This is a genomic window from Acidithiobacillus acidisediminis (assembly GCF_023277115.1).
Taxonomy (GTDB): Bacteria; Pseudomonadota; Gammaproteobacteria; order Acidithiobacillales; family Acidithiobacillaceae; genus Igneacidithiobacillus; species Igneacidithiobacillus acidisediminis.
In genome coordinates, this window is sequence record NZ_JALQCS010000001.1 from 2,234,255 (window position 1) to 2,258,848 (window position 24,594).

27 protein-coding genes are annotated in these 24,594 nt (G+C 56.2%); 3 read left to right on the plus strand and 24 right to left on the minus strand.

All coding sequences use genetic code 11. The annotated features are described in order from the left end of the window. Window positions 1-16 precede the first annotated feature (16 nt). Window positions 17-247, plus strand: coding sequence for a hypothetical protein (locus tag M5D89_RS11235; RefSeq protein ID WP_248885887.1), 231 nt, complete (start codon window positions 17-19; stop codon window positions 245-247). On the opposite strand, the gene M5D89_RS11240 is transcribed toward M5D89_RS11235, so the two are convergent. From M5D89_RS11240 to M5D89_RS11300, 13 genes are all read right to left on the minus strand, one after another. Beyond that, window positions 190-1,215, minus strand: coding sequence for a hypothetical protein (locus M5D89_RS11240; RefSeq protein WP_248885888.1), 1,026 nt, complete (start codon window positions 1,213-1,215; stop codon window positions 190-192). The two genes, M5D89_RS11235 and M5D89_RS11240, sit on opposite strands and share 58 nt — an antisense overlap. 59 nt (window positions 1,216-1,274) lie before the next feature. Then, window positions 1,275-1,517, minus strand: a complete 243-nt coding sequence (locus M5D89_RS11245) for a hypothetical protein (RefSeq protein WP_248885889.1) — start codon at window positions 1,515-1,517, stop codon at window positions 1,275-1,277. 31 nt (window positions 1,518-1,548) lie between these two features. After that, window positions 1,549-2,517: a hypothetical protein gene (locus tag M5D89_RS11250; protein WP_248885890.1), complete on the minus strand. Its 969-nt coding sequence runs from the start codon at window positions 2,515-2,517 to the stop codon at window positions 1,549-1,551. 91 nt (window positions 2,518-2,608) lie between these two features. Further along, window positions 2,609-3,223: a hypothetical protein gene (locus M5D89_RS11255; RefSeq protein ID WP_248885891.1), complete on the minus strand. Its 615-nt coding sequence runs from the start codon at window positions 3,221-3,223 to the stop codon at window positions 2,609-2,611. Next, window positions 3,204-3,578 carry a hypothetical protein gene (locus M5D89_RS11260; RefSeq protein WP_248885892.1) on the minus strand — a complete coding sequence of 125 codons (375 nt, stop codon included), beginning with the start codon at window positions 3,576-3,578 and terminating at the stop codon, window positions 3,204-3,206. Before M5D89_RS11260 ends, M5D89_RS11255 begins: the two co-directional genes overlap by 20 nt. Before the next feature lie 8 nt (window positions 3,579-3,586). Beyond that, complete coding sequence (locus tag M5D89_RS11265; protein ID WP_248885893.1) at window positions 3,587-3,862, minus strand: hypothetical protein; 276 nt, start codon at window positions 3,860-3,862, stop codon at window positions 3,587-3,589. 38 nt (window positions 3,863-3,900) lie between these two features. After that, window positions 3,901-4,647, minus strand: a complete 747-nt coding sequence (locus tag M5D89_RS11270) for a hypothetical protein (protein WP_248885894.1) — start codon at window positions 4,645-4,647, stop codon at window positions 3,901-3,903. Window positions 4,648-4,735: 88 nt separating this feature from the next. Continuing rightward, complete coding sequence (locus tag M5D89_RS11275) at window positions 4,736-5,998, minus strand: type II toxin-antitoxin system HipA family toxin (RefSeq protein WP_248885895.1); 1,263 nt, start codon at window positions 5,996-5,998, stop codon at window positions 4,736-4,738. Then, window positions 5,979-6,257, minus strand: a complete 279-nt coding sequence (locus M5D89_RS11280) for a helix-turn-helix transcriptional regulator (protein WP_248885896.1) — start codon at window positions 6,255-6,257, stop codon at window positions 5,979-5,981. Before M5D89_RS11280 ends, M5D89_RS11275 begins: the two co-directional genes overlap by 20 nt. Window positions 6,258-6,315: 58 nt before the next feature. Further along, window positions 6,316-7,092 (minus strand): hypothetical protein, encoded by a 777-nt coding sequence (locus tag M5D89_RS11285; RefSeq protein ID WP_248885897.1) that lies wholly within the window; start codon window positions 7,090-7,092, stop codon window positions 6,316-6,318. Beyond that, window positions 7,092-9,668, minus strand: a complete 2,577-nt coding sequence (locus tag M5D89_RS11290; protein ID WP_248885898.1) for a VirB4 family type IV secretion/conjugal transfer ATPase — start codon at window positions 9,666-9,668, stop codon at window positions 7,092-7,094. Before M5D89_RS11290 ends, M5D89_RS11285 begins: the two co-directional genes overlap by 1 nt. Continuing rightward, window positions 9,665-10,048, minus strand: coding sequence for a VirB3 family type IV secretion system protein (locus tag M5D89_RS11295; protein ID WP_248885899.1), 384 nt, complete (start codon window positions 10,046-10,048; stop codon window positions 9,665-9,667). Before M5D89_RS11295 ends, M5D89_RS11290 begins: the two co-directional genes overlap by 4 nt. A gap of 5 nt (window positions 10,049-10,053) precedes the next feature. After that, the gene (locus M5D89_RS11300; RefSeq protein WP_248885900.1) at window positions 10,054-10,449 is read right to left on the minus strand and encodes a hypothetical protein; all 396 of its coding nucleotides are present in this window, start codon (window positions 10,447-10,449) and stop codon (window positions 10,054-10,056) included. Between the two features lie 274 nt (window positions 10,450-10,723). Between M5D89_RS11300 and M5D89_RS11305 the strand changes: the two genes are divergently transcribed. Beyond that, on the plus strand, window positions 10,724-11,656 hold the full coding sequence (locus tag M5D89_RS11305; RefSeq protein WP_346347740.1) for a glycosyltransferase family 2 protein: 933 nt from the start codon (window positions 10,724-10,726) through the stop codon (window positions 11,654-11,656). A 59-nt stretch (window positions 11,657-11,715) separates the two neighbouring features. After that, the gene (locus M5D89_RS11310) at window positions 11,716-13,428 is read left to right on the plus strand and encodes a hypothetical protein (RefSeq protein WP_248885902.1); all 1,713 of its coding nucleotides are present in this window, start codon (window positions 11,716-11,718) and stop codon (window positions 13,426-13,428) included. A gap of 8 nt (window positions 13,429-13,436) precedes the next feature. Here M5D89_RS11310 and pilV read toward each other — a convergent pair whose 3' ends face one another. From pilV to M5D89_RS11365, 11 genes are all read right to left on the minus strand, one after another. After that, window positions 13,437-15,008 carry a shufflon system plasmid conjugative transfer pilus tip adhesin PilV gene (gene pilV / locus M5D89_RS11315; RefSeq protein WP_248885903.1) on the minus strand — a complete coding sequence of 524 codons (1,572 nt, stop codon included), beginning with the start codon at window positions 15,006-15,008 and terminating at the stop codon, window positions 13,437-13,439. A gap of 13 nt (window positions 15,009-15,021) precedes the next feature. Next, on the minus strand, window positions 15,022-15,519 hold the full coding sequence (pilM, locus tag M5D89_RS11320) for a type IV pilus biogenesis protein PilM (RefSeq protein WP_248885904.1): 498 nt from the start codon (window positions 15,517-15,519) through the stop codon (window positions 15,022-15,024). Next, window positions 15,498-15,746: a hypothetical protein gene (locus tag M5D89_RS11325; RefSeq protein WP_248885905.1), complete on the minus strand. Its 249-nt coding sequence runs from the start codon at window positions 15,744-15,746 to the stop codon at window positions 15,498-15,500. The genes pilM and M5D89_RS11325 overlap by 22 nt, the downstream gene beginning before the upstream one ends. A 20-nt stretch (window positions 15,747-15,766) precedes the next feature. Next, complete coding sequence (locus M5D89_RS11330) at window positions 15,767-16,723, minus strand: ATPase, T2SS/T4P/T4SS family (RefSeq protein WP_248885906.1); 957 nt, start codon at window positions 16,721-16,723, stop codon at window positions 15,767-15,769. Between the two features lie 74 nt (window positions 16,724-16,797). Then, entirely contained in the window at window positions 16,798-17,304 is a 507-nt protein-coding gene (locus M5D89_RS11335) for a hypothetical protein (protein ID WP_248885907.1), read from the minus strand. An 82-nt stretch (window positions 17,305-17,386) separates the two neighbouring features. Next, window positions 17,387-18,490, minus strand: coding sequence for a type II secretion system F family protein (locus tag M5D89_RS11340; RefSeq protein ID WP_248885908.1), 1,104 nt, complete (start codon window positions 18,488-18,490; stop codon window positions 17,387-17,389). Next, window positions 18,490-20,142, minus strand: coding sequence for a GspE/PulE family protein (locus M5D89_RS11345; RefSeq protein ID WP_248885909.1), 1,653 nt, complete (start codon window positions 20,140-20,142; stop codon window positions 18,490-18,492). Before M5D89_RS11345 ends, M5D89_RS11340 begins: the two co-directional genes overlap by 1 nt. Before the next feature lie 4 nt (window positions 20,143-20,146). Continuing rightward, complete coding sequence (pilP, locus tag M5D89_RS11350; protein ID WP_248885910.1) at window positions 20,147-20,848, minus strand: type IV pilus biogenesis protein PilP; 702 nt, start codon at window positions 20,846-20,848, stop codon at window positions 20,147-20,149. Window positions 20,849-20,865: 17 nt separating this feature from the next. Continuing rightward, window positions 20,866-22,248, minus strand: a complete 1,383-nt coding sequence (pilO2, locus tag M5D89_RS11355; RefSeq protein WP_248885911.1) for a type 4b pilus protein PilO2 — start codon at window positions 22,246-22,248, stop codon at window positions 20,866-20,868. Then, window positions 22,248-23,879 carry a PilN family type IVB pilus formation outer membrane protein gene (gene pilN, locus M5D89_RS11360; RefSeq protein ID WP_248885912.1) on the minus strand — a complete coding sequence of 544 codons (1,632 nt, stop codon included), beginning with the start codon at window positions 23,877-23,879 and terminating at the stop codon, window positions 22,248-22,250. Before pilN ends, pilO2 begins: the two co-directional genes overlap by 1 nt. Beyond that, window positions 23,880-24,575: a lytic transglycosylase domain-containing protein gene (locus M5D89_RS11365; protein ID WP_248885913.1), complete on the minus strand. Its 696-nt coding sequence runs from the start codon at window positions 24,573-24,575 to the stop codon at window positions 23,880-23,882. Window positions 24,576-24,594: the final 19 nt, after the last annotated feature.

Genomic DNA, 24,594 nt, shown 5'->3' on the forward strand with positions numbered 1-24,594 from the left:
GGCTTAGGAGGGAATCATGGCCAGCCAATACCAACACCGTCAATTCTTCCGCCGGGTGCCCAATGCGCTGCTGGCCCGCTACTTCGAGGCGCGGGAGGTGGATCTGGGCGTGGTATTCGGGGATCTGAGCGAAACGCAGGTGGAGCCCCTCTTCGAGGCCTTCACCACTCTTCCGGAGGAGCAGCCGCCTCATCCTTCTGTCCCTTGCGCCGCTGCAATCTCCTTCTGGATCACCTGCACTTCCTGATTGTACTGCAGGAGAGATTGCGTAATCGGCGCCATGTAGCCGGCAATGCCGGTCTCATCAGACGCCAGGGCTGCAACCAGTTGCTGGCGGACCTGGGTGTTCATCTCCGGATAGAAACCATCGTCGATCGCTGGCACTGTCCAGGTGCTGCCGGTTCCCAGGGGCTGCACCATCTGGGCAAGATCCGGTTCATCGGCAATGGCCTGGTTGGCTGCCTGCATCACCTGCCCTTTCAGGGGAATCCTGGGCAGGCTGGCCGTGCCGGTTGGGCAGATATCCTGGAGCCTGGCATAAATCGAGTTTGCTGGCACAAAACTCGCCCAGCCGATCGGCGCACCATTGTTTGGGCCCGGGATGTACTGAACGGCGGACAGATTGGGCGCATCGCCAATGCCCGCCTGCCAATGGGATATGGGCAAGGGCTGCAAGGTGCTGTTGGGGCCCATGGCGTTGCCCAACTGCTCCCCTGTGGTGTTCAGGAGCGTCGTGAGGCTGTTCAGGGCCGAGAGCAACGGGCCTTTTTGCGCCATGATCTGGTTGGCCAGCGCGTTGCCCTGCGGATTGCCGCTCTGTACCAACTGCACCAGGTATTCCGACAGCTGTTGCGGGTAATCCATCGCCACCGCCTGGATCGCGTAGGCTTCGGCTTCCGCATCCCCGGCGATATCGAGTCCGCCAGTCACCAGATTCTGGGTAACGCTATCCCATCGGGTGTTGTGGCATTGTTCCCAATAGCCATACAAGGTCTGCTTTCTTGGCCCTGGCCCTGCCCACGTGGCCGCGGCATACGGCGCCAACTGTCCATAGGATTGCGCGGCAGACTGCAACACGGGCCAGGTCTGCGCCATGGCATTGAGCGCGCTGGCATTCTCACCCAACGCCGGGGGGACATCGGCTTGCGCCATGCTGCCAAAAGACAGTGCGGCCACAACCGCAACCAAAACGGACCAACGAGCTTTCCCGAGCATAGGCCACCCACGTGATTGGAGAACTATCTTCGGTATAGCGTGGGAAGCCGGAGATCCGGCTATCTTGCGGACGGCAAACAATCCGCCCGATCAAAGTAATCCTGAAAACACAGGCATTCCCTGGCATCATAATCGAAGAAGGCATAGGCCAGCACTTCCAGCGCGCGAAGTGCAGGGTAGTCCTGCGGCAAGTCGGCCTGGTTGATAATCAGGATTTTCTGGTTGTCTATCGTCCACCGTTTCGAGGTCGGCAGATGGTCAGAAATCAGAATCCGGTAAGCATGGGCATCCGGGTCTTCCACCCGGAGTCTGACGCCAGATTGCGCACAAAGATCAGTAATCGATGTCAGGCCCTTGGCGCGGTTTTTTGCCGCCCCCATATCCGGGAGAGGATCCCGTAACACGATTGGGGCGGGAAGATTCAGGTTCATGGGCGGTTTCGACATAATCCAATCCTCGCTTTGCCATGCCCCGAAGCTGCTTCGCCAAGTGGACATTGGACTGTGCAATGTCCTGGAACAGTTTCGGGGTATCTGCTATTTCTTTCAGCCTTTTCCTGTCCTCGCCCCGCAGATGATCCAGCGCAGCAGGCTTGCGATCCTCGCTTTCCGAAAGCAGGGCCAAGATCTTTGCGATGTCTTTGGCATCCTTGTGTCCTTTTGCGGAATGCTGACGGTTCTCGAAAGCCCTGAGCTTCAATACAAGAAGATGCTCACGGCATGCGCAACGAATCCCCTCTATCACCTCTGAGAATCGGTTCGCGTCCTCATACGGAACCGCCAAATCGTTGCTTTTCTCGACATAAATATAGAAGTCCACGCCATTCTTGATCAGTTGGTGTTTCCCCAACCTGGGATTTCTAGTGACTTCTTCAATATCCTTGAGCATGGAGAAGTCCTGCAACCCCATGTAGAAATCGGCGTCATGGCTCGTTTGCAAAAACTGTTGGCCCAGAAATTTTTTGGTCTGCAGCCAGACGGCAGCCCCACCAATGACCACGATTCCTTCATAATCTGCGCAAAGTCCACGCACATCCGAAAGAATCCCATCCCAAAAAGACGTACCAGCCGTATCCGTACCGATAACTTTCTCCGGCAAACCATTCTTTACCGCTGCAGCCGCCATACGGATGCCGAGCGAAAGCTCTCCTGCACCTATTTCGCGAAGCGTGCAAATGCTGTCTTGATCGAGGCTCACATTGACGCGACGCAGGCCCACCACTTGATCTTTCGTCTTGCGACCCTGCCCGCGGCCTGCGCCACCGTGGGTGGATTTTTGCTTCTCCGGTTCTCGCTGTTTCATCAGTTGTATCATACACAACAAACAAGAGAAAGCGACCCCCCGATGTGGCACGCTCTCACAACCCACTTCGGCTCAGGCATCTGAAATCCTTCTATTCTTCGTCGATCCCAGACCCTCTGCGGAGTTTTTGAGGATCTTGCCGCAGCAGCACCTTTCGGAACCTGGCGCTAACGCTCTTTGTCAGGTTCTGCAGTTCCTGTGGCGTGCAGCCTGGGATTTTGGGGATCAGGTGCTGAATCGTTTTTTCCTGCACCAGTCCATGCTCGATCATGGCGTCCAAAAACGGGCCATCTTTTGGTCTTCCAGCCATTGCCTTGGCAAGGAAAAGATCCGCCGGGTGCATGCAATGACCAACGATACCGTTGGTATTGGGGCTTTCGAGGGGATAACAACGAGCTTGCCAACCTTCCGGCGCACGGGCAGTCTCCACAGAAACGCCCTGCGCATAATAGCCAAAGGATTTGTGGAAATAGGATTCTTCCCCCAATGTCCCATCGATGAGGTTCGATTTTTCCTCATCGTTGTCGATGGGGATGATGTCCGCCTCGCTGGAAAGGGTAAATACCCCAGGCCATTTCCGGGGCGGTTTGCCAGCCCATTTGCGCAACCAGGGCAAAATCGACTGACTGCCAATAACAAAAACTGCTTCGTCTTTCAGAATAACACCTGAAGACCGGATTAAATGCTCAAGCTGTTCCTCGGTCATCCCAGGTTCCCTCGCGCCACTGCCGCTCGAAATCTAACAAAACCGCCGTACGCTCTTTGGTCGTGAGCACCATCGCAAAGGGCGAACTGCTGCGCATGTCTATCGCGTGTTGGGAGGTCGAAAGCATGAGATCATACAGCGACTCCCGATCCAGCTTCGTGGTGATGGCACGCCCCAGGCGCTCCACCCACTCTTCCAGCCAAATATCCTCGGGTCGTTCCCGGGAGAAACGTTGCGCCCAATCGTGGGCTGCACGTAGGTACGGCAAGGGTCCCCCTGACGAGTGGTCCGCTGCCGTGATCTTTTTGTGGATTGCCCGGAACAAAGCCAGGCTCTTGGCGTCGTGACGAAGCACTCTCAACCTCACTGCAAAGGCGTCTGAAACCGGAACCCCTGAATCTCGGCCACCAGGTTGGTCAGCATCTCCCGGTTCAGATCGATGTGTACGCCACGCTCTTTCGTGCCATACAGCGTCACCCGCACAAAATCCTGGTCCTGGTGCTGCCGCAGCCACTCCATCGCTTCCAGCAACACGGGCCAGACCGCAGGGAAGATCTGCATTTGCAGGGCGGGTTCCGTGTTGCCATCTTCATCCTGAACGACCAGGTCCAACTGCAAAATAGGCAAATCCTGGCTCATCTCAGATCCATTCCTCCGATATCCAAAATTTCCCGGCGCTATTGTCTGGAAGCCCAAAACAGCAACAAAGTCCGATCCCGCCGGCTCCAATCCAGATGGTACAGCCAAAGGGTTAGCGGGACCACCGACTCGAAAACCGCGAATACCAAGAGGAGCAGCAATTCCCAAAAACCACTGGCGGTGAGTACCCTTGGTTTCGCCAAATAGGCGAAGTACAAAACCACAGCGGCAGAGGCGAGAAAGCCTCCCAGGAAAATCCCTGCCCTGAAAACCGTCTCCAGCGCATCGCGATCCAGCCAAAACCACCAGGGGAATCGCCCTGCCGGCCAGTTCCCGGGAGGCTTGGGGTGCGCTGCAAGCCATTGTGCCTTTCGGAGGCGGATATCGAGCGGCACTTTCTTTTTCCAGAAGCAAAAGGTCTCCCAAAGAAACGCCGTCAACAACAGCGCTTGCGAGATGGCCCAAGTCACGAATGCTACCCAAGCCGGCCAGGGTCCCAGACTTTTGAGATACAGCCCGGCAACCGACAAGGAAGCCAGAACGGTCCAGATCAGCAAGGTCAGCCAAGAAAACACCGACAGGTAGACCATGGCTTGCTTGAGCCAAAGAGGAAGCACATCGGGAGAAAAGGTCGCCCGGTAGTGATCGATTGCCCACAGGTCTTGCAGATTTTTGGGAAGATCGGCGTCCTTGAGCAGAAGACGCAGCAGCGAATCCCCATCCGGGAACCAAAAGAATTGGCCCATCCAGAAACTCCCAACCAGAAGCAACAGTACCAACGCCATACCAATTTTTCTCCCGCCCCCTGTCTATGCCAGACAGGGTATAGCGGCAGCCCGTGGCGGCCAGAGTACCTGCCTCCCCTGCCAGGGATCACTCGATTTCGATATCGGGTTTCCGTTTGGGGGCAATGAGACCAAAGGAAGCGCTCTTTTTGTCTCTCCCAATGCCCCATTCCTCCAGCATCTTTTCCCGCATCTGGGAACTCAACAAATCGAAAGATTCCTTTGCAGTCCGAACCATGCCGCTCCATATCCTGTCAATGGTCTGATCTGGACGGTTTACCCCGCAAACTCTCAAGCCAAAATCCAGGAGTTCTTTTTTGAGTGGGAAATTTTTCGTGCCGCCAAGCTTGAGTGCCAGGGTCCTGTCGACAATCTCGCGGCCAGTCCGCTGATCAAAGCCGGCATACACGGTGGTGGTGACAACGTCGTACACTGGCGCGAGCCTTGGCGATGCACCATGCGGATGATCGTACAGGAGACCAAAGTTCTTGAGGTGCGCGTCGCCATTGCGAACAAGGACAGAAAGCGCAACCGAAGCAAAAAAGGTCTGCAGATCCTCCGCCGCATTCTCTTTCCCGAAAAACTGAATGGCCTTGGCAATCTGCTCATAGCTTCCCTGATACTTGTAGTTGCCAAAGGCATCGGCATTTTTGCCCATGAGAACCGCCATGTCCTCAAACCCCTTGTGCGCCCCTAGCGCATCCAGGTCAAAACGCTCTATGGCAAGCAGTTGGCGATCGGAAGACAACCAGAAATCCGGCACGGGCAGACCGGCATGCTTTGCTGCGGTGAGGCAGAGAAATTCGTTTACCGCCAACTCCGGATATTCGGAGCCGCCAGATTTCACGATCAGGTTTGCCGTGTTTCCGGTAAACCGGATGTTGTCCGCATCAGGAACGAGAAACTTGGGTTGTACACCCGATATACCGGAGTCGAAGTATTGCTCTGCTAAAAAGGCAAAGACCTCTACGGATGGCAGGGAGAGTATCTCTTTGAGCCGGATCGATGGCTTGCTTGCAGAGCGCGGACCTTCCGGTTCCTGGAATGCCAACCGGCCAATCTGTTGTTGGCCGGTAATCGCCAGCAGGGTCATATCGTCCACCGGGCCCAGCTTTGCCAGCCGTTGTTGCAGATTGTAGGCAAGCCAACCTTCCGGGAGATTCATGGAGAATATCGGAGGGAGCACGTTGGCATTGTAGCTTTGCGCACGCAACGGCATGGTCAAGGACACTTCGCATGCCGGCTGGACCCCGCGGTCGTAGTTGAAGACGAACTGGGATTCCTTGTCCAGGCACCCGGATGGGCCCTGGGGCGTGGACACCATCAACCGCCTAACCCTCGCCGTCTTCATCGCCAAAAATCTCCTGCAGACGTTCGTACTCGACCCGACCATAGGCCCGGATCTCCAGACCTTTGCCCAAAGCCATGAGGACCGCCATGAGCACGTGGATTCCGACGTTATCGCCCTTTTCCAGGGCAACGATGCTTTTGCGATCGCGCCCAATTTTCCGGGCAAGCTCCTCTTGCGACCAACCGCGCATCCTGCGCTCTGCGCGCAGGGCCCTGCCGAGTTCCAATGCGTTGCCGATGGGAAGCTTCCTGTCCGTCATAAAGGACAATATGCCAATTTATTGGATAAATGTCCACTAAGTCGGTCACTGTTGGCGGCTACTCCATCCAAAATTTTTGTGCGGCATTCCTCAGCAACACCTCTGAAAACTTCCCATCGCCTTTCCATGTTGCCAATTTCACCAGCCCATCCATCGGCATGATCCAGCCTATCAGCATCCACAAGAGCAGGATGAACCACGATGTGCCCGCCAAAAAAGAGGGCTTCGCCCCTACCCATGACAAAAACCCAAACGCAAATCCAGCCAAGGCCAGGAAAAGGAGTACAAATGGCCACGCAGATTCAAGCAATCGAAAAACCGTATCACTCGTGGATACCCCATATAGCCACCATCTCGGAAGTTCAGAGGGTTCGCCGCTTTGCGCATACCGCCAAAGAGCCAGATCGTGCCTGGATCGGAAATCGGCCACACGTTCTTTCAACCTTCCACTTTTGATGGTGAACCGCAGAAGAAGAGTTCCCGTAGTAACCAGCATTGCTAATGAGATCACGAACAGAACCGCTATCGACACAAATATAGAGGTTACTCCTTCGGCATGTAAGCAGGCCACAAACATGAAACAAGCGAAGGAAAAATAAGAACAAAAAGCCGAAACAGCGTACAAAATGCGCATCCACCAATGGGTATCAGGCTCACCAAAAACGCTTAACGCGAACTCTTGTGCCAGTGATCTTCCGCCCGCCCGGCCATCTTTGAGGAATGCGTCGCTCCAAAAATCGTGAAGAGTTTTCCGCGTCAACAGCCACTGCTCCGACAGGATTCGTATGGAAAGTGCCAGCATAGCCAACCAGTAACACAGAATCCACACCTTCATCAGTTGACCCCAAACTCCCGATACAGCGTCTCCAGATATTGCGTCCACCCAGCTATGGACTTTTGCGGCAAGCGCTCGCGCAACCATTGCATGGGCCAGGTGGCACCGAATTGTTCCTTGAGTTCGATCGCGCGCTTCACGTCCCGCGGATCGGACACTGCACAAAAGGCCAGCGCTACCGGCCCGAAGGCAAAGGACACCAGACGCTGGCCCTCGGGACTCGTCACATAGTAATCGCGTTTCGGCGTAGCCGCGGCCAGCAATTCGATCTGCCGGTCGACCAGGCCAAAAGACTGGTACATCTCCACCAGATTGGGCGACGCGGCTTCCTTGTTGGGCAGGAAAATCTTGGTCGGGCAGGATTCCTGAATGACCGGTAACAGAGGGTTGTCTCTCAAATCCGCCAGGGATTGCGTGGCAAACACCACCGCCGCATTCTTTTTGCGAAGGACCTTGAGCCACTCGCGGATTTTTGCGAGAAACATCGGGTTGTCCAGCAACGACCATGACTCATCGAGGATGATCAGCGTCGGGCTGCCGTCCAGCATCGACTCGATACGATGGAACAGGTACAACAGAATCGGAACCACAAGGCCCTTGGCAGTCTCCCCTTGCGGCAGGCTGTCCATCTCGAAGGTGAGAAAGCGACCGTTCATGTCCAGCCCGTCGTGTCGGGCATCCAGGATATCTCCATACTTGCCGGTGCCGGTGTAGACCCCGATGGCTTCCTTGAGATGCGGATCCTGCAAAAGGTTCACCACATCCGAAATCGATCTCCCCTCTTCCATCGAGAGCCCTTCCACCGCACGATGGATCACCGCGCGGGTAGCCGCCGACACCGGAACGTTTTGCAACACGGCCAGGCTTTCCAGCCATTCTTCGGCGAAGATCCGGCCAGGCACTGTGTCGATCCGCTCCAGCGGGGCGAAGGTCAGTTTGCTGTACTCCCCGCCCAGATCGTAGTGCTGGGCGAAGGAAGGGGAACTGGCGCCAACGGCTTCCGTCAGGGCAAGCAGAGAGCGGCCCTTGTCAAAGGCGATGACGCGGGCACGCGGGTAGCGGAGCCATTGGGCAGCTATGAGTGCCAGCAAGGTGGATTTGCCACCACCGGTCGGCCCCAGAATCGCCGTGTGGGCCAGGTCAGAAACGTGCAGATTCAGACGATACGGGGTGCTTCCCGTAGTCTTGGCAAACATCAGGCAGGGCGCACGCCTGCCCTTTGCAGGGTGCAAACCCTTCGCAGGGTGCAAACCCTTCGCAGGGTGCAACCCATCCACTTTCATCAGATCGCTCGGGCAGTCCGGGCTCCCTGCCCAGACGGCTGTCTTGGCCGAAATGTCGGCGAAGTTCATGGTGCTGATCACCGGACGGCGGACATTTTCCCAGGTGTGCCCGGGCAGGCTTCCCAAAAAGGCTTCGACGGCGTTGACTTTCTCCCGCTTTGCCACAAAGCCTGCATTGTTGATGAGGCTTTGCACCATGCGTACCTGCTCTTCCAGTACCTTGTGATCTTTCCCGCGCAAGATCACCGTGAAGGTGAAAAAGCCCATGCGCACGGCGCCACTGGAAACATCCCCGTCGGCAAGTGCCGTCTCCTGCTCCATGGCCTGCTTGAAGGGATCGGCGCGGTCCTGGCGCAGCTGACCCTGACTCATGGCACCACTGATATAGTCGCGCAGGGAGAACTTGGAACTCGCCCACTTCTCGCGATAGCCCGCAATCAGCTTTTTGGAACCCTGCTGGTCCTGCAGGATCATGCGTGTCGTCATGCGCAGGGGAAAAGGCAGGTTGTGCAGATCCTCGATCAGGAGCGGATGCGTCCTGTCGGGGAAGCCCGTCACCGTCACGATTTCGACATTCTCTCCATCGATCGACGGCTCTGTCCCCGCGATAAAATCGTGGTGGCCCAATAACACATCCAGATAGGCAGGGATGGTCGGGGGATTGACGGGATGCGTCTGTCCCGTCAGACATTCGTGGTAATGGGTGAGCAATCCGCGGGCATCCAGCGGCACCAGCAAAAAGCTTTGGCGCAGAATCCCCAGGGCAGACTGCAGACTGTCTTCGAACTTGCGCAAGAGGATATCGAAGCTGTCCGGCTCGTGATCTTTTTTGGATTCAATGAACATCTGTCCGGCGGAGACCTCGGACTCTGGCGGGGTCTGCCAGGTGAATACCGCAACATACCGGGACAGGAAATGCTCCCCCTCCTGCTCGAACTGCAGGCGCCGCTCGGCGTCGATGAGGGCCGATACGGGATCAGGGAAGTGGCACCGGTCGGGATCGATATAGCCGTCTGCAGCCACACGGATGGCCGACCAATGCACGCTCCATCCCGCATCGAGGCGGGCAAGAGCGGAATTCACGACGGCGGGCAGCCGGTCGATGCCGGAATGGGACAGGCTTTCCCGATCAGGACCGGAAAATTGCACCCCGGCAGAAAAGGAGCCGTCCTTGTTCAACAAAACGGCACAGGGCTGATTCAGCACATCGATTTCCCCCGCCAAAATGGCGGGGTTCAACAGGTCCGGCAACGCGAGTTCGGTCTTGCTACGGAATTCCTTGATATTGATCATCGAACGGGTTCCCCTTCCGTGTTTTTGGCAGGTTTCTTTTTGGCGGTCATCCGGGAAAGCAGCTTTGCGGTAAGCGATGGCGACTGGGTCTGCGGGATATCCCGATAGGGCGCGTCCAGACTCGCGGCATCCCCATAAAATGGCTGGTACTTGCGTGAGCGCATCACCACATCGATCATTTGCGCATCGTTTTTGGCGAGCATCTGTAAAACCGCCTGAGCCGCAACGAACAGCACCACGGCGACGATGATGCCGGGGATGGACATGGTAAAGAAGTATACCATCATGGCAAAAACAGCATTCCACATCGTTGCCCTGCGTTCGGCCCCCATCAAGAGATGGGGGCGAACCAGAGACTGGTACAAACGGACTTCGCGCATGCGCCTTACAGTCCGAGACCGTGTGCGATCAGGGCAAGGGTCGACACATGCGCACCCATCGTCGCCGCCGAGATTCCCGCCTGCTGACCAAACCAGCCGTACTGGCTGATGAGGAAGCCGCCGCCAGCCGCGGTACCGACACCCATGGCCGCCTTACCATAGTCATGCTTGAACGCATGGACGGCACCATAGCCAATACCCCCAGCGACACCGACACTGCCGATGAACGGCATGAAGTTACTCTGGACGAAGTTGCTGATTGCTCCAAAAGGACCGCCGCTCGCAGCCATTGCCACATCGGCCACCATGGCCGCACCCACACCAACCAGAACAGGCAGCGCCGACTTCCAGAAACCGCGCCCCTTGCCAACCTTCTCCCGCACAACCATCTGTTGTCCCATACAACCCCCTTGATCTTCCCAGTAGCCAGGCGAAACGCACGCCTCTACTCGGTATAGCGAGGGGGGAATGGGATACGGGCGGGGCTGCCGGCACAGCCTTGGATGGTGTAACATGCTGCTTGGTGGCACCAAGAGGATACAGAAATGGGATGGCGGCCAGACAAAACTATGGCCCGATGCCTCTTGGGCTCTCCATTCTGCAATCGTGGAGCCCAAGTGATACAGAAAAAGGAAAATAACAGGTTTGTTCAGTGATCAACAGCGTACATCAGGTATCATGATTTCCATCATCATCCCCTGCCACAACGAGTCGGAGAACCTTTCCGCACTCTACACCCGCATATCTACGGTCATGGAGCAGATCGGCGAGCCATGGGAAATGGTCTGTATCAATGATGGCAGCAAAGATGACACCCTGGCGCAACTGCTAGCCCTCCACCGGGAGGATCCCCGCGTCGTGGTGATCGATCTCTCCCGCAACTTCGGCAAGGAGGCGGCGTTGACCGCCGGACTGGATCACGCCCGCGGCGATTGCGCCCTTCCCCTCGATGCGGATCTGCAGGACCCGCCAGAGATCATTCCGGAACTTGTGGCAAAATGGAAGGAGGGGTATGACGTGGTCAACGCCGTCCGCCTTTCGCGCGATGGGGAATCCTGGTTCAAGCGGGCCAGCGCCCATGCCTTCTACCGGGTCATCAATCGCATGAGCGACGTGGAGATCCCTGCGGATACCGGGGATTTCCGTCTGCTCTCCCGCTCTGCCCTGGAAGCCCTCAAAAAGCTTCCCGAGCGGCGGCGCTTCATGAAGGGCCTGTTTGCCTGGGTAGGCTTCCGCACGACCAACGTCTACTATCACCGCGAACCCCGCTATGCGGGAAAGACCAAGTGGAACTATTGGCGGCTGTGGAATTTCGCTATGGAGGGAATCACATCGTTCAGCCAGGTGCCCTTACAACTAGCTGCTTATCTGGGCTTTTTTGTCTCCTTGCTCGCCTTCCTCTATGCCATATGGCTAGTGATCAGCACCCTAGTCTATGGCAACCCGGTGAAGGGATATCCGTCCATGATGGTCACGCTTCTGTTCCTAGGCGGAGTACAGCTTATGGCCTTGGGCGTGATCGGAGAATACCTTGGACGAATTTATGAGGAGAGCAAGCGGCGGCCGGTTTACTTGGTACGACAGGTGTACCACTCGAACAGGAACTAAGAGGTGATGGCAGTATTCGACTCCTGTGTAGAACAAAATTCTTAACAAAGGGTGAAAGAGTGAAATATTGGCTATTGTGGGCAGCGTTTGCGGTACTTTCGGTCGCAGTACTTGTCAGCAGTCTGGGAACGGCGTTCCAGACGCTGCCGCTAGATTCGGATACTGCGGAAATGGCAATAATTGCCAACGGAATTACTAATCATGGGCTTGATTGGCTCATACACTGGCAGTTTCCACCAGACAATCAAATACTAAGCCTGTTGCCTGTTGCTACACTATATTATTGGATTTTTGGAACATCACTAACCGCAATCATATTGCAAGGATGGTTAATTTTTTTTGCAAACGCAGTAATAACGTCTGTTATAGTGAAAGATGTCACAAAATCATTGTTCTCTGGATTTATGGCGTTTTTTCTGGCCTTAGTCGCAAATCCACAGACAGTTGGCTCACCGACAATATTGGCATTCCCGATCAGTCATAACATCGCATGGTTCTGGGCACTGCTTGGAGCATACGGACTCATTGGATATATAAGCGGACGATCTAATGGTCTATTATTGGTTGCCCTGACGGTTATCATTGGCACTATCTCTGACCCATGGTTCACAGCAGCCTTCACGATTCCCGCTATGATAATTTCGTGGAAAGCAAGGCGGTGGTTTCACACAGAATTACACCGAAAATCCGTTGTAATTAAAATAATTGCCATTTGCTTTGTCTTTGGTGAAATCGTCAGCATGGCCTTGCATTACTTTGGCATCTTCTTGCCTAATGGTGACCCAATAGCTTCACTGGGACTACTAATAAAGCACATCCCGATCTTGGCGAAAAGCCTTTTATTGATGTTCTCTTTTACCCCTATTCCCAACGACGGCCCATTTATGGTGCTGTGGGTATTATATGCTGTAACTGCAGCGATGACGGCATTCATTCTATTCCGCTTAAAGGTGGCAGAAGACAATTTCACGCGAATTACGATTCGGTTTTTCATGCTATCAATATCTACAATTTTAGTTGCCTTCATAGTTACCGGTTTTGCGCAAAACATAGGTGCATCAAGATTTCTTGTTAATGTTTACTATTCGGTGATTGTCATTATATCTATATCGGTGCATAGATGTTGGGCAAACATCCGCCACGAAAACAAAATTCAGAATGCTTTCTGTATTGCGCCGGGCATAGCGCTGATGTGTTATATCATGCTAACTGTCCACCTTATTGTAGGAACTGGCATGCGGTTCAACGTTAGCAAAAACGAGCGAACTCTAAATATTCTTGTCCACTTTTTGGAAGAAAAGCATCTCAATTACGGATTCGGTCCTTACTTTCAAAACGTCAATACAATGTTGCTCAACGTTGTGTCGAGCGAAAATGTTACAGGAGTCCCTGTCTCTTGCAATATGGGATACATGACCCCGTTTTTTGGTGGTGGCGGCAATAAACTATGGCTATCACCAGATAAGTCAGTTATACATAATCAGTTCGTCGTATTTCGCCGTGGAGACGTACGCTATAATCAATGTATAAAAAATAACGCCGGAATTCCTAACAAGGTCTATCACATTGATAACTGGACGATATTTGGGTATCACAAAAACCTGACTCCGATGACGTTAGAAAACGTCAAAATTAAACATGAAGCATGGGTAAGATATAATATAAAGCGCAACAGAATCGGAATAACCAAAGTCTGCAAACAGTTAGGGATAAACCAGCGTTGGATACAGAGCGCATATGGCTGGTTACTCGCACATGGTATTGGAAATTAAGAACGCTTTTATGAAAAGTTTCCGCACACCCATGCAACTGTGGTTGGAGCGTTTCCATTACTAAAACCTGTAGCATATGCCTGCCAAGAGTATTGTCCATTGGAATAAGGGCCTCCAGACGGGTAGACTGCAGCATATCCATTGTAAGTCCAAGCAGAACCCATCAAGTAACAAAGATCCCAATTTCCAAGGTTGAATGCCTGTCCATTGTCGCTGGACGCACTTCCAGTGGTTCCGATATTAAAATTGGTACCCCCCATCGCTTGCCAAGACCCATTATTACACGTCAGCACCTGCCCACTCCCATTGGCATTCGCCGCGATCGCGCCATTCGGCGAACATCCCCAGCCGATGTTGGCCGAGCCGCCCGCTGTGCCCAGGGTCGCGTCGTAATTGGCTTGTACCTGACCGCCGGCAACAATATTGCCGTTCGACCAGATATAATTCGACCCTAGGGCATTGTTGGCGGTGAAGGTTCCAGCCACTGCGCCGTTACCCTGATTATTGATCCATCCCGCGGCCCCGCCATTTACCGTAATGGCATTTTGCGCATTCACGTTACCTGTGCTGTTGACGTAGCCCCCCTGAACCGTGCCATTCGTCACGATGGACGCCCCGCCATTTTGCGATTGCATGTACGCATAGTTCGCCCCATTTAGCGAACTGGTAACTACCTGGCCGCCACCCCCTATGCCTCCATTGAAATCGTTCATGTACGCATTCAGGCTGCCGTTCTCTCCTGTGCCAACCGTGCCATTTGCGTATATGTCCCAGGAATGAATACCGCCACCCCAACCGCCAGGGAAACCTTGGCCCGCCTGTTCGTCAACTCCCAGTTGTCCCTGTAGACTAGCCGGACTACCCCCGTGTGCTGCTCCGGGGTTTCCCAAAGTAACATCGTCGTTGACGTTCACATTTTGGGCATTATTGACATTGTTGTTCCCCATATCCAGATTCGTCTGCATCTGGTTGAGTTGTGGTTGCCCGGGAACCGCAACACGGTACAGATAATCGTTCTGCACCTGCCCGTTGCTGTACTCGATGAGAGCAGCCAGGTGCCCCGGCTGGGCCGCCGTGTAGGCAGTTGGCACTTTCCAGCCCGCATACACACCACAAGCCTCACCCGCAGCACAACCTGGAACCGCCGTGTTCCCGGTTCCGCCGCCAACGACACCGCCTGGGCTGCCTGCAATCTGCGCTGCAAGCCCCAAGGACTGCGTATTGACAGCCTGCCCCCCCGTCGAGAGCACCAATGCCTGCAACTGACCAGCGGACGGCTGTAATACCTGCACCTCCCAGGTTTGGTTGTATGGATTGTTCGCCTGGAAACCGTTGGGCAGGTATCCCGTGTTCACCAGCATGGGGATGGTGATCGTGACCGGACTGGTGGCCGTCGCCTGTCCCTCGATGTTTGCGGAGTACGTGGTGATGTACCCCTCGGCGGCTTTCTGGATACGCGCCATTTGCAGGGCTGCAACCGTCGCCATGGTCTGGCGGCTCTGGTAGTTCAGGTAATGCACACCCAGAGGCGCCATGATGGCAAGCCCAATCAGTACAAAAACCATCGCTATTGGATTCATGACCGGTTACCCCCTAGTTGTTCTCGTTGCTTGGATACTGAACCATCCAGGCCAGATCGCCATTGGCAGCGCCTGCAGGTGCCGCGCCGATCCCGATGCCACCGCATTCGGAAAGTATCTCGCCATTCTGGACATAGCCATACGCACAATCATTCGTTGTCTCATCGCTGACCATGCCCATGTCATTCGACGTGGCGGAATCCGTCCAGACGACCAGATCTCCACCCTGATCCTGTGCTTGCCAGTTCGGCGGGAAAGCCACACCGCCCATATACGGAGCCAACTGCTGTGCCGTATAACTCCCCCCGGATGGAGCATTCGCTTCCGCATAGGCCAAGGTAGCCCTGCTGACCGCGATAAAATCATAAACGTTGGAAGCGCTGTCCTCAGAACTTCCATCAGCAGGCTGTTGGCTGTACACCGGCACGATCCCCGAGCGTGAGGGAATCTGCAGGGAGGCCCCCATGAACAGCAAGAAGGACAGGAACATCAACGGAAAGACATAGACCATGCCGACACCCTCAGACCGATTGCAAGGAGAGCCACACGGCGATCCGCAGGGGTCACGATCAGTCGCACCATTCTCCCCGTCCCGTCCCGCCAGGCCGACCAGGCAGCCAAAACCGCAGAGAGAAGCCACCCCAAGGACATCCACCACGCACCTTGCCAGACGAACCAAAGAAAGCCGGCAAAGCTCACCAGAGCGCAGGCAACGTCAAAGGATCGCCAGGATGCCATGCGGGAAGCCCCTCTCCGGATCATCGGAGTATCCCCGTGCCAGCGACTCTCTGCCCGCCAGGGATTGCGCCACCCATGACGGCACGATTGCGCTGCATTTCGATGTCCTGCTGCAAACTGGAGAGATTTCCTTCCCGAATCTTGATGCGCATGGCCTCATCCTCGACAAAGAATGGCTGCACCAGGAGTACCTTTTGCCTTCCTGCCGGACTCATGCGCACATCCAGCCGCAGCGTCACCACGGCCTTGAGGGATTGCGCAATGCTGTCGAAACCGGCCAGCATGCCGATCTTGAGGATGGCCTGTTGCGGATTGTCCGCGTGTACGGTGCTGACGACGAGCATGCCACTGGCCGCCGCAAGACAGGCAGCCTTGGCCGACTGTTCTTCGCGGATTTCCCCGATATAAAAGGTATCCGCGCCACTGCGCAAGGTATCCATCAGCACCCGCATGACTTCGGAGTCCTCACCAATCTCTTCCTGATAGCACTGCCCTGCCCCATGAGCCCCCTGCAAATCGAACTCCACCGGATTTTCCGCCGTCCAGGTAAAACCCCCGATTCTTTCCAGGCGATCCATCAACAGGGCACAGGCCGTCGTGGTCTTCCCGGACCCCGGCCCACCAGAAAAGAGCACAAAGCCCGCCCGGAGTCTGGGATCGCGAAGACTCTGCACGATGGGCGCCGGCAGGCCCAATTCGTCGATTTTGCGTAATGCCGAAGAAATCTTCCGTGCCACGAACACGGGACCATACGGTGTATGGCGCAACTGCACCCGCAATCGCATTCCATGAAACTCTATGCGAAAACGGCTTCCGCTTTGTTGCAGAAGCGTTTCCCGGAGCGCCTGGACTTCCGGCCACAGCGCATTGGGCACCTGGTTGACCGCCAAATCCTCCGAGAAACGCTTGTAACGGCAGGCTGCTGGTTCCGACTCGATGGCAATATCCGAAAAATCGAGATCGGCAAGACCTGCCATAAAAGCGCTCCTTCATTGATGAACCGTGAATATAAGTGGTGTGGTCAGATTGCTCTGGCAAACCACATCTGCACTTACTGTCCGTTACTGAACACAAAGCCCAGCGAGGTCACCCCGCCGCTGCCGCAAGCGGATTGCGCCTGGGACCCCGTCGGTGTGTTGTTGGCATTGCCAACAGCGGTGCCATCAACCAACGTCGATACGGTATCGACCTGTGAGACAATCTGCTTGCAGATGGACGCGCTGAGATTGACTCCGCTGACTTCCACCTCGTACTCATAGTTGGGCAAGCCAGCCCCACCAGACTGCACATTGAAAGTCCCGCCAATTGGCGTGGTTGCCTGCAAAGCTTCCGGAATGACGCACTGTGGGTTCGCCGTGCCAGACCCACAGTTTGAACTGACCCCCGAATAATTTCCCTGCACACCAAACACCTTGTTGACCGCGCCCTGAATCGTCGTCACGTCCTGCACAAACGTGCCCGCCTCACTACCGTGCAGCAGGGAGATGCCTGCAACCACGCCAGCGATTACGAAGAGCACGAAGACGATGCCGACGAACACCATCGTAATCGGGTTCATAACCTACAACCTCCTTTCTGGGACCAAAAAAAACACCTCACCTGCCGGTATAGCCAGACCCATTCCGGATACACCAAACCTCTCAATGCGCAGCCGCCGTGAGCACGCTCTGCAACTGCGTCATTCCGGCAACGGCCAGCAAAAACACCCCGTTGACTCCCACAGTCGTGGAGATTGTCAGTAATGACACCATCCCCATGATCTTTTCCTCTGTCTCGTCCAACCATTCCCGCGCGAGCTTCTCGACCAGTTGCGGGAAGTCCGCCGCGCCAGAGAATGCCGACAAATCATCGGCCACGATGCGATCAGGGAAGCCGTATTCGCCATCGATGAAAGCCTTGCCGATCTCCGCACCGTTTTTCACCCGGATGGCGGCATCATGCAGTCGCTCTGCCATCCACGGGGTGGCCATCTCCGCCTGTAACTGCAAAGCTTCCGCTTGCGGAATGCCGGCACGGGAAAGCTTGGAGAAAGCCAGCATCCATTGCGCCCCTTGCAAGCGCCGATACAGGCTCCACGGCGGAATCGACTCCACCACACGGCGGGACCTCCCCGCCCAGCGCGGCAAGGAAATGAAGGCGGCCACAATGGAAATCACAAAGAGAATCAGGAATCCATAAAAAAATGGACTCACCGCCATATCGCCCAGTGGCACCATGAGCCTTGCCAAAAAGGGCCAAGTGTTTGTCGGTGCGATTTCTGCAATCGGCGGCACCATCTGGGTACCGATCAAATACAGCAGATACAACAACAACAGGGACATGACGCCCGGCTCGATCAGGGCAAAAATGATGCGCGAGATGACCTTGGCAATGATGCCGCTTCCCTGCAAAACACTGCGCAACGCATCCGGAAGCTCTCCAGATCCCTCACCTGCCCGGATGATGGACAACTCCGATGCCGGCGCCCAATCGGCAAGCGCCTGCGAGAACATTTCTCCATTTGCCAGGCGGTCGTGAATCTCGCTGAGGGCGATCGCATCGGCATCCATGAGGGCGAAGAATCCATCGGGATCCTTGTATCGGCCCTTCACTTGATCGAGCAGCCGTTTCACCGCCTGCCTGGGAGGCGTGCCGTTATCGACATACACCGCCAGGCGCCGGTAAAAAGCCCCACGCTTTTTGGTGCCCCAGCTTTTGTGGGCGAGCGCCTTCAGAAAATCTTCGAACCAGACCGGCACAGCCATTACAAATCCTCCCGGGTCAAAGCCCGCAGAGCCTCCGGTCTGGGTTCGATAGGGCCCAGCATTTCCGCAACGAAGCGCGGATCCGTTTTGCCTGCCAGCACTTTCAGTACGGCATGGGCTTCCATCGGTATTTCTGCGTCGGGACGTGCCAGATAGCTTCGGCGCGCAGCCATTGGTCCCTCATTGACCATGGCAATCAGCAGATCCTCATCCGTCGGCACCACTTGCGAAACCACGGTACGGCCAGCAATGCCGGTACCCCGGCAATGCGCGCATCCCGGACCCTTGAGCCGCACCCCTTCCAGGGGAAACTCTGGCGTTACCCAGGTCTTGATGGCCTCCCAGTCCTCGATGTCGACCCCTTGCGCCCGAACGGACTGTTCATCGGCAGGGATGGCGCAGTGTTGGCACAAAGTCTTTACCAGACGTTGCGCTATCAGGGAGGACAACATCTTGGGATCCTGCAGGTAGAATCCGTCCACCCCCATGGCCACCAGACGTTGCACAATCATGAACGGATCGGAGACGTGCAGCGTCGTCCATACCTGGTGGCCGGTAATGGACGCATTGATCGCCTCTTTTGCCACCTCCAGACCACGGATTTCGCCAACCACCACAATGTCCGGGTCCTGGCGAAGGGCAGTTTTGAGCTTGCCCGAGAACGCCCGGTTCTTTTCCTCGTCGGTATTGGCGTTGGCGATCAGGTATTGCCAGACGTAATCCGTGCCAAACACATACTCCACAGGATCCTCGATGGTGATGATCCGCACCCCATGGCGCATCCGCAGGATGCTGTGAATCATCTGCGCAAGCGTCGTGGACTTGCCGGAACCCGTTGGGCCGGTAAACGGATTGATCCCCATGGTCTGGCGTGCCAGACGATACAGAATGTGCCGCTGGCGCTTGGAGTACCCCAACTGCTCCAGGAGATCGGCATCCTCTCTCGGTTTCTCCAACCGATATAGAAGCCGCGCAGCCAGGTTCATGCCGTCATACAACGGCGCCCGCGCCAGGCGTATGCCGGATAACCCCAAATCTTCGCCAGCGTCGCTGCGTAGCAGGGCCGGATTGACGATGACGGCATGCTGATCTTCCGTCTCACGGAAAGAAGCATCGGAAACCGCGGCCATGCCCTGGAACATGGCGCGGATCATCTGCGATCCCTCGGAGAAGGGGAACTGCATACGATCCTCGACGGTTCCGCGCACCCGGAACTGCACCGACATGTGTCCCTTGCCGGCTTCACCATGCAGGGAAAAGTGAATATCGCTGGCCTTTTCCTGTACGGCCTGTGCGACGATGCGGCGCACCTGCCGGACGGCAGAAAGATTGGCTTCCGAGGATTGCGCAACACTACTGCGCACCTGCGCCAGGGCCTCCATATCGCATTCCACGATGTCTATGGTGAACCCCGCACGCGCCAATTCGGCCCGCCAGGACTGGATAACCGGCATCCCATGCCGACCCTTCAGGATATACAGGCGATTCCCGTCGATTGCGGCATACTCTTTCGCAGCGTCCGGGAAAGGATGCTGTCCAATCGCTTCGTCGATAGTCTTCGGACCTGCAGATTCCTGGGGTTCCGCAGAATCTTTTTCCCCAGATCGTAGGCGACCCTGCTGAAAGCGGCGCAAAAATTCGTTATCTGCCATTCGATTATTCCTTTGGCATGGGCGGAGCGCCAACAGGAGGCAGGTTTTGCGGAATGCCCTGGGTGACATTCGGCGGCAGGAAAGAATTGCCACCACCACCGCTAGATGGACCAGCGAAGGTGTTGCCAGATGGCGCAACGGAAGCGCCATCGGAAGCCACAAACGGCAACAGCAGACGCTTGCCCTGATGATCCAGATACACTCCGCTGCCCGATATCGCGGCGACCTTGCCCCAGGGAGCAACGCTGGCGCCGACCCGCACCGCCACCGTACCGCCGCCAGGCAAGGCAAGATCGGCAACATCCCCGTTACTGCCCCCAAGGATGCTCACCACCTTGGGGAGCCTGTGATCTCCAGAATCCCCGTTCGGCATGGAACCATTCGGCATCGCCGTTACCGGCATGGCTTGCGGATAAGCAGTCTGGTTACTGCCCAAGGATTTCCCTTCTTTTACTCTCTTGATTTCCACCTTGAGCTTGGCGATTTCGAGTTTTTCCTTGAGCAGGGACGCTTCGCTCTGCGCATTGGCAAGCGCCCCGAACGTCGCCGGAGACACGCTGGCGGGGATAGAGACCGAACTGCCAGTGTTGCCACCAGCACCAACCGGAGACGCGAATCCCATCCCGGTCCCCGACAAAAAGAACACTGGCCCGGCACACAACATCGCCAGACGCAATGGTAAAATATGGTTTTTTGTGCGAGACATCTTTTGCTCCTTTGCCCTCATTGCATACCGCCAGAAGAAACCACATCTGTGCCGGGAACACGCGGTACATCATTTTTTGGTGAACGAACGGCAATGGCTGACCTTGGTGCCGAAAAAGCCGCATTTGGGCTATACAGATCCCCAATGGCCTTCAAGGTAATGGCGCCGGTTTTCGATGGCGTGAACAGCAGTTGGGTGAATCGCAGCCCTGGAATATCCCAAAGGCTTTGATTACCCCATTGCGCCAGAGGGCCCTTCAACACCACATTCATCGTTTCCCATGGTTTTTCGCTTTTCGCTGGCTTTGGTGCGGGTCTCTCCCCAGGCAAGGTTTTTTGCACAGGCGCAACCGGAGCGCTGAGGCGGATATCCAGAGCCAAAGCCTGCGCAACTCCATAGGCAGTTTCTTCGGCACGTTGGACCGGCAAAGTCTGCCCGTCACCAGAAGCCGCTATGGACCCAACCCGCAGTGTCTGCAGAACGGTTTTGCCACGCTCCAGCAACTGTCCTTTGGGTCGATACAGGGCCGTCGCCCCGGGCGACCAGGACCAGGTCTCCTGTGCAAGCACCTGCCCGTTGGAAACACGACAGGCAATCGACTTCAGACCCCAGCCCTTGTCCGATAAAGGAATGCCTTGCGCAAAGCCCATGCAATCCCGGAGGAATGCCGAGGGAAAGGGCTGTGCCGCCCAGGGGAGCACACGGTTTGCCGCGCGGCGTGCAGCCATGGCACGCTCGATGGCGATGCGCTGTTCTTGCGCCAATAACTGCGATTTTTCAACCTGTTCTTCGTGTATGTGCCAAAAAACCAGACCGCCGGCTGCGGCAGCCGCCAATGCCCCACCACCCAAAATGGCGGGCATGGCCGGATTCTTCCGGACATCGACGACTGGCGTGATCTTTGGGCCTTGCCGCAGAATCTCCGCAATTTCCTCCAATCCGCCATCCCGAAAAACGGAAGGCTCTCCATAAGCGGCATGCTGCCGCCGCAAGTTGTCTACAGCTTCCCAATCACCAACCGCGTCGCCATCTGGCAATATCTCGTAGCTGTCCCGAACGGCAATGTACCAGTACAGCCCATTGCCCAGATCGAAAATGCCCAGCCACGGCTCCTGCAGAACATCGGCCATAGCCGCCGCAAGAGAATAGGCAGTTCCCCTATAGACCTTGTTGAGCGCGGCTTTCTTGCCGCCTTCGGTCAGGAAATCCGCGCCCGTCAACGGGCGGGAAAACCCGGACTGCAGGGACCGGCTTTTGGTTCGGCGTTGCGCCACCCAAAAGTCCGTCCCGCGAGCCCCAGCCAGCAAGGTTTTTCGCGATGGCTTTCGGTCCTCATGCCGCCAATACATCCCGGCGACGAAAACCCGTTTGTCACCAGGAATCTTGATCAATCCTGGCATCAAAGAATCCTCGCCGTAATCACAATGGCGATCATCTGCCTGGAGAGGCTGGCATCCGCGCCTCCACCCAAGAGCGGGAAGTACGGACTGCCTACGCCATTGTGTGTCGTGCTGTCATCATTCTGGGAGAACCCGGTCAACAACAATGTCTGCCCCGGCTTCAACTTCACCGACTGCTGGAAGGTAGAGCTGTCAACCGTCGGAACCTGAATGCTGCTTCCATTGCTGCTGATAGTCTGTATGCCAACCAGATTGCTGATGGTCATGTTCATCCCCAACAGAATCTTCCCATCGACCACCTTGGGCAGGAACATCGCGGTAAAGCCCGTCGTAACCGTTCCCGGAATCAGCCCGCTGGTCGTCCCCACATTGGCGGTTGCCGTGGAACTGCTCTCCGCCAGATATCCCGTCTGCTGCGCCACCTGAATCGGCGCCGGCTCACCATTCAACGAAACCGCTGACCGGCTGAACACCTGCGTGACGTGCCCCAAGGTCGATAACGCCTGGACGGCGACACTGCTGCCCTGCCACTGACCCAAGGCGCCGGTGGCCGTACTCAGGATATTTGCCCCCAAAGAAAGCGGCGAAACGCTTCCCGTCGTCTTGGGCGGGGCAACCCCTTGCAGGCTCACGCCATACTTGTTGGCAATGGCGTTGAATGCACCAGACAGGTTCAGGCCATAATTCTGCTCATTGTTGAGGTTCACATTATAGACGTGCACCGTAATCGCCACCTGACGGGTAAGCTGACGTGACAGGCCTTGAACCCAATCGTGGATTCTGCGCACTTGTGGCGGAGTGCCCGTCACCGTAACGGTCCCCGTAGCCGGGTCCGTTACCACCTGCCCGCCACCAGCAACCGTTTCTGCTACCTTGTCCAGAGTTTTCCAGACATCCACTTTGGATGTGTTGGTAATGCTGGTGGTGCCGGTAGACTCATTACCGCCACTACTACCGCCACTTCCGCCAGTAGACCCCATGGAAGAACCACCAAGGCCACCAGAAGAACTGCTACTGCTGCCACTCGCACCGGCAGAGGCAACGATCGATCCGGAAGATTCCGTAGCCCAATCCAGTGCCGGCAAAGAAAAAGACCTTGTTTCCGTGCGGAAAATCTCAACGGCACCATTACGGTAATGCCACCAGACACCGTTCTTCGCGGTAATCATGTTCAGCAGACCGGAAACGCTTCCCTGCCAGTCCAGAGGGATCTCCACGGCGTGCGACTGACCAGAAGTCCCACCTATGCCACCGGACTGGCTTGGCAAGGGCGGAAGAAAGGTTCCGGGTTTCCCCTCGTTGGCGGCGGCAAGATCCTCCACATGCACGGGGATCCCCGTGATCTCAGAAATTTTTCCGGCAATTTGCTGAATCGTCAGCGGATTGGCAGAAACCAGGGTGATGTTCCGCCGCAAAATCTCCGGCGTGGATTGCCGTACATCAACCGCCGCGCCCATCAGATACGGCGTATCCACCGTAGTCACCACAGGAGGCGGTACAGGCTGCTGATATTGGGCGATTTTCGCCTCGGTCGATTCCTGCATCTGGTGAACCTGGTGAAAAGTGGCGCAGCCAGAGAGTGCAACCACTGCCAGCGCCAGAGCGGATTGCAACGTGTTTTTCCTGCGCATCTACTGCACTCCTTTGTGTGAATACTGCTCAAATCGGGAAATCACCGCGGGGACGTACTGTTGCGTCTGCCGGAAAGGCGGGATCCGGTATCCGGCGTCCACCACCGCCTGGCCTCCGGCGTTGTACCCGGCAACGGCCAGTGGCCAGCTTTTCAGCCGCAATTCCAAATGCCGCAGATACCTGGCGCCAGCAAAGATGGCGTCCCTGGGATCAAAAGGGCTGCCCTGCCCGAATCGTACCCAGGTGCCAGGCATGAACTGCATGAGGCCCTGCGCGCCTTTGTCGCTGACCGCATCAGGATGGAAACCTGATTCCTGCGCGGCAACCGCCAGAATCATGGCAGCAGGGACCCCGGTCGCCGCCGATGCCTGATTGGCCCAGCGCACGAACCGCGAGGGGATGGCAGGCAAAGCTGTGGGGTACACAAAGTGCCCACGGGCAGAAATTCCCCGCCCTCCATCTGCATACAGCTTCTCCACCGCCAGAATCCAGGTGCCAGCCGCAATGCCCCAACAAGGGCTCTTGCGGACGGCGCTTGCCGAAAAACCATAGGCAGTCAGTACCGGCAGCCATTGCTGTGGGATACCCATGGGTCCGACGCCGGATTTGGCCCGCCCTGCCGCCGTCATTACCCGCTCGATGGCGGAGACGGGGACGTGGTAGGCAGTCGCGGCTTCGTTCAGGCAGGCGAGCATACGTTTGCCTTAGACGAGA